The sequence below is a fragment of the Nostoc sp. CHAB 5836 genome (assembly GCF_020829445.1).
Classification (GTDB): domain Bacteria; phylum Cyanobacteriota; class Cyanobacteriia; order Cyanobacteriales; family Nostocaceae; genus Nostoc.
The window spans coordinates 1-11392 of record NZ_JAIVFV010000039.1; the positions used below are offsets into that span (position 1 = coordinate 1).

At 44.0% G+C, this 11392-nt stretch carries 9 protein-coding genes; 6 read left to right on the plus strand and 3 right to left on the minus strand.

The annotated features are described in order from the left end of the window. The coding region (locus tag LC605_RS10480) for an RNA-guided endonuclease TnpB family protein (RefSeq protein ID WP_229547488.1) at window positions 1-493 on the plus strand (493 nt) is incomplete at its 5' end. A 548-nt stretch (window positions 494-1041) separates the two neighbouring features. On the opposite strand, the gene LC605_RS10485 is transcribed toward LC605_RS10480, so the two are convergent. Then, the gene (locus LC605_RS10485; protein ID WP_229547489.1) at window positions 1042-3312 is read right to left on the minus strand and encodes a transglycosylase domain-containing protein; all 2271 of its coding nucleotides are present in this window, start codon (window positions 3310-3312) and stop codon (window positions 1042-1044) included. Between the two features lie 433 nt (window positions 3313-3745). Here LC605_RS10485 and LC605_RS10490 point away from each other — a divergent pair, with 433 nt between their 5' ends. Then, the gene (locus LC605_RS10490) at window positions 3746-4447 is read left to right on the plus strand and encodes a hypothetical protein (protein ID WP_229547490.1); all 702 of its coding nucleotides are present in this window, start codon (window positions 3746-3748) and stop codon (window positions 4445-4447) included. A gap of 348 nt (window positions 4448-4795) precedes the next feature. Here LC605_RS10490 and lspA read toward each other — a convergent pair whose 3' ends face one another. Both lspA and LC605_RS10500 read right to left on the minus strand, forming a co-directional pair. Beyond that, complete coding sequence (gene lspA, locus LC605_RS10495) at window positions 4796-5272, minus strand: signal peptidase II (RefSeq protein WP_229547491.1); 477 nt, start codon at window positions 5270-5272, stop codon at window positions 4796-4798. A gap of 136 nt (window positions 5273-5408) precedes the next feature. Continuing rightward, window positions 5409-5996: a biotin transporter BioY gene (locus LC605_RS10500; protein WP_229547492.1), complete on the minus strand. Its 588-nt coding sequence runs from the start codon at window positions 5994-5996 to the stop codon at window positions 5409-5411. A 567-nt stretch (window positions 5997-6563) separates the two neighbouring features. On the opposite strand from LC605_RS10500, the gene pstS reads away from it, so the two are divergent. From pstS to pstB, 4 genes are all read left to right on the plus strand, one after another. After that, window positions 6564-7748, plus strand: coding sequence for a phosphate ABC transporter substrate-binding protein PstS (pstS, locus tag LC605_RS10505; RefSeq protein ID WP_229547493.1), 1185 nt, complete (start codon window positions 6564-6566; stop codon window positions 7746-7748). A gap of 290 nt (window positions 7749-8038) precedes the next feature. Beyond that, window positions 8039-8989, plus strand: coding sequence for a phosphate ABC transporter permease subunit PstC (pstC, locus tag LC605_RS10510; RefSeq protein WP_229547494.1), 951 nt, complete (start codon window positions 8039-8041; stop codon window positions 8987-8989). Window positions 8990-9276: 287 nt separating this feature from the next. Next, window positions 9277-10158 (plus strand): phosphate ABC transporter permease PstA, encoded by an 882-nt coding sequence (gene pstA, locus LC605_RS10515; protein WP_229547495.1) that lies wholly within the window; start codon window positions 9277-9279, stop codon window positions 10156-10158. Between the two features lie 57 nt (window positions 10159-10215). Beyond that, a complete protein-coding gene (gene pstB / locus LC605_RS10520; protein WP_229547496.1) occupies window positions 10216-11022 on the plus strand; it encodes a phosphate ABC transporter ATP-binding protein PstB in 807 nt (268 codons plus the stop codon). The last annotated feature ends 370 nt before the right edge of the window (window positions 11023-11392 follow it).

Consider the following 11392-nt stretch of genomic DNA (forward strand, 5'->3'; position numbering starts at 1 on the left):
TAGAAGAAAGAAGGGAAGTAATAGACGTAAAAAAGCGATTATAAAGTTAGGTAAACAACATCAGAAAGTCGCTGATACTAGAAAGGATTTTCACTTCAAGACAGCAAACAACTTACTCAAAAAGTATGATGTTGTCGCAGTAGAAAAATGGAATATCAAAGGACTAGCTAAAACAAGATTGGCTAAAAGTGTAAACGATAGCGTAGCGTTAGCGAGTCTTCGAGCGTCTGCCGGATGGGGACAGTTTTTCTCAATACTAACAGTCAAAGCCGAAAATGCTGGACTCAAAGTAATTGCTGTAAACCCAAACGGCACAAGCTCTGAATGTTCTAATTGTGGCACTAAGGTAATAAAGTCGCTGTCAGAAAGAACGCACAATTGCCCTAATTGTAAAGTTAGTTTGTGCAGGGATCTGAATGCCTCTATAAACATAAAGGCGCGTGGGACGCACGCCCTCAAAGCTCAGGTTATGTCTTCATTCAAGAGTCTCTGAGAAGCCTACACCGACCTGTACTCAGGCGGTGTAGGTACGTCACGATAAAATCATTATCCCCAATGCCAAATTACCGCCAGGGGTATTTCAGCCTAGACATAAACCACCCGGAACTTCAGTTCCGGGTTCATAGCTAAAGTCCGTTAAAACGGACTATAACCCAATACGCTTGGGATAAGCATTTCTTCCTTCTCTCTTCTCTTCCTTTGCGTCCTTCTCTTACGAGACGCACTCGCGTTGGCGTCCTTCTCCCAGGGGGAGACGCACTCGCGTTTGCGGTTCGTTAAAAAAACTCACTTTTACTGAGAGTTTTAGCCTTAACCCAAGCGTATTGGAACAGACCCAACCCTTGAAGGGTTGGCCAATCTTCAAAGCCCCTCTCCGAAGCGGAGAGGGGTTTGGGGAGAGGTCTGCCGACTTGTGTCTTTCTAAGGGGGGTTAGGGGGGATCTAAAAGTGCCTAAAATTACAGCCGAGCAAGACCACTTTCGCTATTAGACTCAGAATTAATTCTGAGGCGGGCTAGATGAGAATGAAATAGCCCTGAAATCACCGCGCAATTCTCCGCATATAATTGCCCCATAACTGAGCTGCTTGAGCGCTGCTACCAGATGTCGGGGAATTATTGTCATTTCCCAGCCAAACGCCAGTTACAAGTCGCTGACTGGGGATAAAACCTATGAACCACAAATCAACGTTTTTATCAGTCGTGCCAGTTTTACCAGCTTCCCCTAGTCCAATGGCAGCACTACGACCAGTACCTCTTGTGACTACGCCGCGCATCAAACTAGTCATTTCATCGGCGACGCCATTTGTCAGCACTTGTTTGTTAGCAGCCGGATCTTGGTCGAAGGAGTAGATTACACGACAGGTTTTGATATCATTGCGATCGCGGCAATCACCACTATCTAAAATTCGATTGATGGCATGGGGACGATTCGACACACCTCGATTACCAATAGCGCCAAAAGCACCAGTCATTTCCAAAACATTGACCACGCTTTGACCTAGTACTAAGCCAGGAACCGGATCGAGGTTTGACTTTACCCCCAAACGCTGCGCCATTGCCACGACTTTATCCAGCCCGACTTCTTTGGCAACTCGCAGGGCGATGGGATTTTCTGAAAGCGCTAGTCCGGTGGCAATATCTAAGCTAGTGTCTGCACCAGCACGACAGGGTTTATAAGTAAAGCCTTGCCAAGTGAAAGGAGCGCAGGAATAACTTTTTGATGGTGAAATTCCCTGTTGAATAGCGGCGGTGTAAGCAAAGATTTTGAAAGTGGAACCTGGCTGTCTTTTGGCTTGAACAGCACGATTAAACTGACTTTTTCTATAATCAGTCCCGCCCACCATTGCTAGGATGCTGCCTGTACTAGAGTCAAGAGTTACCAAAGCCCCTTGAGAAAAATTAAAATTTCTACCAGCGTTGTTCACCGAATTACTCAACGCTGCTTCTGCTTGCCTTTGTATGGCTGGATCAAGGTTGGTTTCAATGATATAGTTTCCTTCCCTTGCAGCTCCCTCCCCCAAGATTGATTCCAGTTCAGAGAAGACGTAACTGTAAAAATAAGGAGCGATGGTTTTGGCTTGCTGTTCGCAGACTTTAGGACTAACTTGAACGGTGGAGCGTCTCGCTCGGTTAGCATCTTCAGGTTTAATTTTGCCCATCTCCAGCAACCGCTTAATCACGCGATTCCGGTATTCGGCTGCTTCTAGCTTATTTGGCCCATCTCCACAAAAATCGAACCCGTTGGGAGCTGGTAGAATCCCTACCAATGTTGCTGCTTCTGCCAAAGTTAAGTCTTTAGCCGACTTTTCAAAGTAATATCGGGCTGCATCCTCAAAGCCAGAGGTATCTCCCCCCAAAAAAACCCGATTTAAGTACATCAGCAAAATATCATCTTTGCTGTAAAAGGTTTCAAGCTTTAGGGCGACAACGGCCTCCCGCAATTTGCGTCCAAGGGTATCCTGTCTGCCTACATACTCGCGGAACAAACTGCGGGCAACTTGCTGGGTAACAGTGCTGGCTCCTTGTTGTACATCTCCACTGCGGCTATTGATCAATACGGCTCGTAAGATCCCCAGAGGGTCAACCCCAAAGTGCCAATAATAACGACTATCCTCTGAAGCCACCACCGCAGCAGGCAAATAAGGGCCAAATTCCTCTAAACGTTTCATGTCTACATGAGAGGTAGTCCGAGGCTCTCTCAGGGGAGTGGCTCCATCACGGGCGTAAACAACTACTGGGGCGCGTGTAGCTGTAGGTAAAGGTTTAACTGAAAATTTCAGCCATTCGACACCAATCACTAAGGCTAACAGGGCACTGACGCCACCGATACCATAAGCTGTCCAACTTGTAGCTTTGACATACCAGGCTGGTGGATCGACGTATTGCAACCGCACGGAAGCGGCGAGTTCTGGGGGGCCCAGAGTCAGAATATCGCCGTGACGTAGTTCCAGGGAATTAATGCGACGCTTCCCCCGATAAATGCCATTGGTGGAGTTTTCGTCTTTGATGACGAAAACTGAGGTGCTATGAGTATAATTCCGCGATAGCGACAGGTGAATTTGGCTGACAACAGGGTTACGGATGACGATATCGCTGGATTTGGAACTACGGCCTAAAATATAGCGATCGCCCAACAGTGGATATACCTCTGCCTTATCCGCCCCCGCATCCTGCACCCAAAGTTCTGGTACCTTGGCATTAGGCTTGAGGGCCAATTTGGAAAAATCGACCCTAGCTTGAATAGTATGTACTGCTTGAGTCAGTTGACCTAGTAACGTTTGTGGCTTGTGAGGGGGTTGGGGAGAACTCATCGGCTATTTACATCATAGTTTTTAGTGAAGAATCGGGCGAATTAGAATTTGGATGTTAATCTTCCATCATTTTACTCATAAGCCAAAGCATAAATTGGCTATACGTAACTTTTTGATCTAGTTTATACTTAAAATTAGCTGATCAGCATCATTATTAATTTGTTATTTTCGTCACTTCTTTCTACAATCACAAATTTCTATCCATTGTCAAAGGCTTATTATATCTAAACATTTAGTAATTCAATAACTACAAGTCTTATTTTTCTTTTTGTAAATTTAAACACTAATTATCAATAAACAACATATTCAATTTCTGCCAATTTTACAATCCACATATTCGGAAACAAACTTAAATATCTTCATTTAGGAAGGTTTTCTAAAATCTCATTATGTGTTTTAATAGGTCGAGTGTTCCGTTGAGGTTAATTTCAGAATGATGGGAAAATCTCTGACCCTGATTGGTACAGCTTTATCTTTGGCACTGACCACAAATATTGCTGTTGCTGAATCTAGTAAATCCTTCATAGCCCAATCCAGTAGCAACTCCACCAGTTCAACGGAAGTCTACTTGGGTCCAGGCGCTCTGGAAATCCTGTGTGAGCGCTCCCCGCAAAATTCTCGCTGTCCCAATGGCACACCAATTAACGGCCCTAGTAGCAGTACAGCACCAGTTGAAACCACGCCATCTGGAAGCACTACAACTACGCCAGAAACCACACCATCTGGATCTAGCGTTCCTGACAGCACAACTCCAGCACCAGAAACCATTACACCGCCTGGATCTAGCATTCCTGACAGCACAACTCCAGCACCAGGAACCGTTACCCCTTCTGAACCTGAAGCTCCTACCAACTTAACTCCAGCACCAGAAACCACACCACCTGGATCTAGCATTCCTGACAGCACAACTCCAGCACCAGAAACCGTTACCCCTTCTGAACCTGGCGCTCCTACCAACTTAAATCCAGCACCAGGAACCGTCACCCCACCAGAATCTGGCACTCCTGGCAGCACTACCGAACCAGGAAGCGCAACTCCACCTGAGTCTGGCACCCCTGGCAGCACCACCGAACCAAGTAGCTCTCCCAGTACTCCCAGCTCTAGTTCGCCAACAACTCCTAGCACAGGTAATTAAATTAAAAGCTGGGGCATAATCTGAATACTAGTTTGCCATCAGCGATCGCCAGTACACCTTGACTTTTTGCACCACTTCTCAAAACTGGTGTACGATCAAAATCTCTGGAACCCGTAGATCAAGTCTTCGCATATAGCACTGAGCAAGGATTTCAGTAATCGATAGCCTGGGATAATCAATCCCAGGCTTACTACTTTAACAGTTATCAAGTATCCGCATTATCAGTTAATTTTTCCGTATTGAGTTAGAGTCCCTCATTTCTAAAAATGGCGTGTTTGGTGTCGGGGTCAAATCCCCGCACTGTTACTGTGATCACTGATAACTGTTAACTGTTAACTGTTCACTGATTTAATCCCACCTGCTATTTGAAGTCGGTGTTTTTTGCAAAGAAGCCATTAACAGGCAAACAATACCGATACTAATAAATGAATCTGCGATATTAAACACAGGAAAGTTAATCAGGCGAAAATCAAGAAAATCAACTACGTAGCCTAAAACAAAGCGATCAATACCGTTGCCCATTGCTCCGCCTAAAATCAAACCATAGCCCAACTGATCCCAGAAATTTAACGTTGGGCCAAAGGAAGCTAATCCTATCAATACTAAACTCACCCCTAAAGATAGCCAGCGCAACCACTCTACTTTCCCAGTGAATAGACTAAAAGCGGCACCAGTGTTAGTCACATAGGTAAAATGAAATATTCCAGGTAAAAGTGGAAGTGTCTGCTCCAAGCTAAAGGTTTGCACCACCCAGTATTTTGTTATTTGGTCTAAGAAAAAAGCTATGAAGGCAGCGATCCAAAAAAGGCGATTTTTTAAACGCATGGTGAATTAGTCATTGGTCATTGGTCATTGGTCATTGGTCATTGGTCATTGGTCATTGGTCATTGGTTATTGGTTATTGGTTATTGGTTATTGGTCATGAGTTTTTCACAAATGACAAAGGACGAAGGACAATGAACTAATAAAACATTAAGTGACGCAATACATATGCTATTACAGTAACGGCACAGACCACAGTTAGTTGTCCTGGTAGTGCAAACCAGGAGTATCTGAGCATTGCTTGCATCAAGGGTAGATTTTCTGTGCCTTTCCACTGAAAAAGATAACTAATAATCAAATAAGTAATACCGCATACGTGGAGAGTTAACAAGCCACAGATGCAACTAAAGCCAAGAGTTTCTAGTCGAGGTCTAGCTTTAAAGGCGAACAAGCCACAAATCCAAGCTCCAGGAATAAAGCCTAGTAGATAGCCAAACTGAGATAGCTTGACATAACCAATACCGCCGCCATCGGCAAATACAGGTAATAAGGTTAACCCCATGACTAAGTAGGCAATTTGTGAGAGCGCACCGGCACTTTTGCCCCCTAAACAACCCACCAACAGTACTGCGCCAATTTGAAAATTGACACCTAAAGAAAAAGTCTGGATTCCGTGCTGACTCCAAGTCCAAGGTAAGGTGATGCCATAAACTTCTAAGAAGGTGCCACCCATTGTTAGGAGTAAGCCAATCATAGACCATAGTAATTGATTGGAAGCTGCAAACATTTATCAGCCGACCAGGAAAAGGCAAAAAGTAAAACCAACAGCAACCAGTATAAACATTAGACATCTAGTGAAATTAAATATGCGTTACCCAGAACCCTTGTAGAGACGTAGCAGTGCTACGTCTTACATTCTTTTTCACTCCTATGTCTATTAATATTGAAATTAAATTTGTGCTGACATCTTAAGAACTAGCATATTTTATTTTGCCTTTTTGGTATGTAATTTTTCAGTTGTGCGAATTGCGGCTTAGATGTCTATTGTCTGATTTTATAAAATACTCAACTATTTCTTGTGGGGCGCTCGTGTCGCCCACCCCACACACAAGATTGAATAATTTATTGGAAGTTCCCAAAGGGAGAGAGGCTTTGAATCTTACTCCTCTTGCCTTGCTCCTAGAATCAGGTATAAGTATAAAATTTATCAACCAAAACTAGAAATAAGGATTTGCTCTTGATCAAAAAAACAAGCATTATTTTGGACTTATTAACCTATTGTTAATCTCAAACGTTGTCCTTTAAGGGTATCTTAGAAACGCTAACCTAAAAAATTACTAAAAAATTTATAGCAATGCTCTCACGTCTTAGTGCAATAAAAACTCGCCGCCTCACAGGTACAATTTCCGTGTTAGCACTGACAATCAGCCTAGCAGCTTGTGGCGGACAGCAAACACCAGATAGCACAGTTACCAAGGATGCACCTTCTGGCACTGCTACAGATACTACTGCCTCTAGCCCAGCTAAATTAGATTTTGGCGGCACAACTGTCAAGTTAACCGGGGCTGGTGCGTCTTTCCCTGCACCACTTTACGATACCTGGTTTACGGATTTAAACAAAAAATATCCAAATCTGAAAATTGACTATGCATCAGTTGGTAGCGGTGCTGGAGTTGAGCAATTTATCAAAGGCACTGTAGACTTTGGTGCCAGCGATGTTGCGATGAAGGATGAAGAAATCCAGAAAGTGCCAGCAGATAAGGGCGTTATTTTACTGCCTGTAACTGCTGGTAGTATCGTGCTAGCTTACAACTTGCCAGATGTTCCAGAACTCAAGCTACCACGGGCTGTTTACGTCGATATTTTACTAGGTAAAATCAAGTCTTGGGATGATGCCCAAATTGCCAAGGCTAACCCAGGTGCAAAACTTCCTAAACAGGCGATTACAGTTGTTTCTCGTTCTGATGGTAGCGGAACCACGGGTGTGTTCACAAAACACCTGAGCGCTATCAGCCCGGAGTGGAAGAGTAAAGTTGGCGAAGGCAAAACTGTCAACTGGCCTACAGGAGTGGGTGCTAAGGGTAATGAGGGTGTTACCGCCCAAATCCAACAAACTCAAGGTTCTATTGGTTATGTCGAGTACGGGTATGCCAAACAAAATAGTCTCAAGTTTGCTGCCTTGGAAAACAAAGGTGGTCAGTTTGTTGTACCTACTGAAGAGTCAGCCTCTAAAACTCTCGCATCAGTAACTCTACCGCCAGATCTCCGCGCCTTCATTTCCGATCCCGAAGGAGCTGATTCCTATCCCATTGTCACTTATACCTGGATTTTGGCTTACAAGAAATATGCCGATGCGGTAAAAGCCAAGGCGATGGAAGCCGCGATCGAATACGCTTTAACTGAAGGACAGAAGCAGGCTACTGCACTAGGGTATGTTCCTCTACCCGCAAACGTCATCGCAAAGGTGGCTGCTGCGGCCGATCAAATGAGTCCAGAGTATAAAATTTCCGTTGCCAGTGCTACTAGCGCTAACAAGTAAGTATCAAACACGCCTAACAATTAGTATCTGTAAATACTGAGTTGCCAAATATATCAGTTTAAATAGATGATGAGGCAATTTTACTAATAGAACTTACGCAACTGGCATATTATTTGGAGTTTGTAGTGAGGACTTTAGTCCTCAAAATCAGGGCTGTTCGCGGAGCGTTCCCGTAGGGTAGCCCTTACTACAAACCAACAGCTTTCATTTTTTGTGACACTTGCGTAAGTCCTAACTAATTTGGCTGCCTCCCATATTTTTCTCTGATTGAATTATGAAAGTCGGTATCTATGACTACAAATTCTCAAAATCTGTCATCAGCTATTAGAAACCGCTCTGAAGTAGAAAAGTCGCTAGATCGGGGTTTTATTTGGCTGACTCAAATTTTCGCCTTTGGGGTTGCTGGCACTTTATTATGGATCGGGTCACAGGTAGCAATTGGCGCTTGGCCTGCCATCCAACAGTTTGGTATCGGCTTTTTAGCCAACGCAACTTGGAACCCGGTTAATGATAGCTATGGGGTGCTACCTCAAATTTATGGAACTCTCTTGAGTTCTTTTATTGGTCTACTAATAGCAGTTCCAATTGGTGTTGGTACTGCTATTGTACTGAGCGAGGATTTTTTACCCTCTAAAGTGAAGCTGGTACTGGTTTTTGCAGTAGAACTACTAGCAGCTATTCCCAGCGTTGTCTACGGCGTGTGGGGTATTTTCGTTCTGGTGCCAATATTAACCAGCTTGGGTAGATGGCTTAATGGTTACTTTGGCTGGCTGCCATTTTTTAGCACTTCTCCTACAGGGCCAGGAATGTTGCCGGCGGGAGTCATATTAGCGATTATGACTTTGCCCATCATCACAGCTTTATCCCGCGATGCCTTGATTTCTGTACCTCCTAGTTTGCGCCAAGCCTCTATAGGATTAGGAGCAACGCGCTGGGAAACGATTTTGCAAGTTCTGATCCCAGCAGCCTTTTCGGGTATAGTTAGTGCTGTAATGCTGGCTCTGGGCCGGGCAATGGGAGAAACAATGGCTGTAACGATGTTAATTGGCAACTCCAACAATATCAGTCTTTCTCTTTTAGCACCAGCTAATACGATTTCTTCTCTACTGGCAAATCAATTCTCAGAAGCGAGTGGTTTGCAAGTTGCGGCTTTAATGTACGCGGCTTTAGTTCTATTTTTCTTGACACTGGTAGTCAATATTCTGGCAGAGTTGATCGTTGTGAGAGTCAAGCGAATATAGCTTATACCAATTTTTTATGAAGCTGCATAGAATTCGATCCCCCCTAGCCCCCCTTAATAAGGGGGGAACCGGAAAAATATCTATCAAAGTCGCTCTTTTCAAGGGGGATTTAGGGGGATCAAGATATTAGTACAGCTTTGCATAAAATCGTGGCCAATTGAAAGTTGAAATTTAAACGCATAGGCGCTTCGCCTTCCCGCAGGGTAGGGGCGCAAAGGGAAGCGCAAAGGTTCGCAGAGAGTTCGCTACGAATTAATGAAATGTTGTACTTAGTTTTGGGTTAAATTATGACTTCTAATTTTCCAGAGCGCAGTTTAACTCGCTCTCCCACATCTCAAAGAACACTGTTTAATACAGTGATGACCGTAGTTGCATTTACCTGCGGAGTATTGGCACTTTTACCTTTGCTAGCAGTGCTTTCTTACGTAGTTATTAAAGGCTTTAGCAGTCTGAATCTGGCTGTGTTTGTGGAATTGCCACCCAAAGCTCTACAAAAGGGAGGAGGCTTTGGTAATGCAATCTTAGGCACTCTACTAATGGTAGGAATCGCTGCCTTGATTAGCATTCCCTTTGGAGTATTGGGGGCGATTTACATCACAGAATTTAGTTCAGCTAAGGTAGCCAGATGGGTGCGTTTTGCGGCTAACGTTCTTAGTGGAGTCCCCTCAATTATTGCTGGGGTATTTGCCTATGGCATTGTAGTTTTAACACTGGTAAAGTTGAACTTAGGATCATATTCAGCCCTTGGTGGAGGGTTTGCACTGGCAATTTTGATGTTGCCAATTATTCTGCGAACTACTGATGAAGCCTTGCAGCTAGTATCGCAGGATTTGCGACAAGCATCTGTAGGGTTGGGAGCGACTAACTTTCAAACAGTTAGTCAAGTAGTCTTACCAGCAGCTTTACCAGCTATTGTAACTGGGGCAACGCTAGCGATCGCCAGAGCATCTGGAGAAACCGCACCTTTGCTATTTACTGCTCTGTTTTCTAACTTTTGGCCCGATGGTTTATTTGAACCAACAGCTTCTCTGGCTGTTTTGGTTTACAAATATGCTATTTCACCGTTTAAAAATTGGCAATCTCTAGCTTGGGCAGCATCTTTGATTTTGGTGTTGATGGTTCTAGTCACAAGTATCATCGCTCGCTGGGCAACTCGTCAAAAAGCTTAGTGAGCAACCATTCACAGTGCAGATACCCATTCCTCAAACTAACACTAGATTTAATTTATGGCTACCAACACTAGCACCGTGAATGATATTGAAACAGTTTTACGCACCGAAAATCTTAACGTTTACTACGGGAAGTTTTTAGCTTTACAGAATATTTGGCTAGATATACCGAGAAATCAGGTGACAGCTTTTATCGGCCCTTCTGGTTGTGGTAAAAGTACATTATTGCGATGCTATAACCGTCTCAATGACCTGATTGAGTCATTTCGGGCAGAAGGTAAAATACTTTTTTACGATAAAAATTTGTATGCATCCGACATCGACCCTGTAGAAGTACGTCGGAGAATTGGGATGGTGTTTCAAAGACCAAACCCATTTCCCAAATCAATTTATGACAATATTACTTTTGGAGCCAAAATCAACGGCTACAAAGGAAATTTAGATGAATTGGTAGAAGGCAGTCTCAGAAAAGCAGCTTTGTGGGATGAAGTCAAAGATAAACTACGGCAAAGCGGATCGTCTTTATCCGGTGGACAACAACAACGGTTATGTATTGCTCGTGCGATCGCAGTACAACCTGAAATTATACTAATGGATGAACCTTGCTCCGCTCTCGACCCTATTTCTACCTTGCGGGTTGAAGAACTGATTCACGAACTTAAAGAGCAATACACCATCGTTATCGTCACCCATAATATGCAGCAAGCAGCGCGGGTTTCTGATAAAACAGCCTTTTTTAATGTTCGGACTACAGAGACAAGTGGTCGTAGCGGCTACATGGTAGAGTACGACGCAACAGAAGTAATTTTCAACAATCCTAAGCAGCAAGACACGCGAGATTACGTTAGCGGCAGATTTGGATAAATATAGGATAGGACTTACGCGAAATAATGAAAAAACGAACCACATAGACGCGGAGCGGCTTCCCGCAGGGTAGGGCGCAAAGGACACAAAGGAATAAGAGTTTTAGAGAGTTATTGCGTAATACCAATTTTTATGAAGCTGCATAGAATTCGATCCCCCCTAGCCCACGCCAGTCGCTCTACTTGGGGAGACCCCAAGACCGCGCTGGCTCCCCTTAAAAAGGGGGAAGAATTAAAGTCCCCCGATAAATTGGGGGATTTAGAGGGATCTAGAACAATACACTTGGGTTAAGCATTTCCTCCTTCTCTCTTCTCTCTGTGTTCTCTGCGCCTCTGTGGTTCGTAAAAAAAAGAGTTTCAGCCCCTTTATG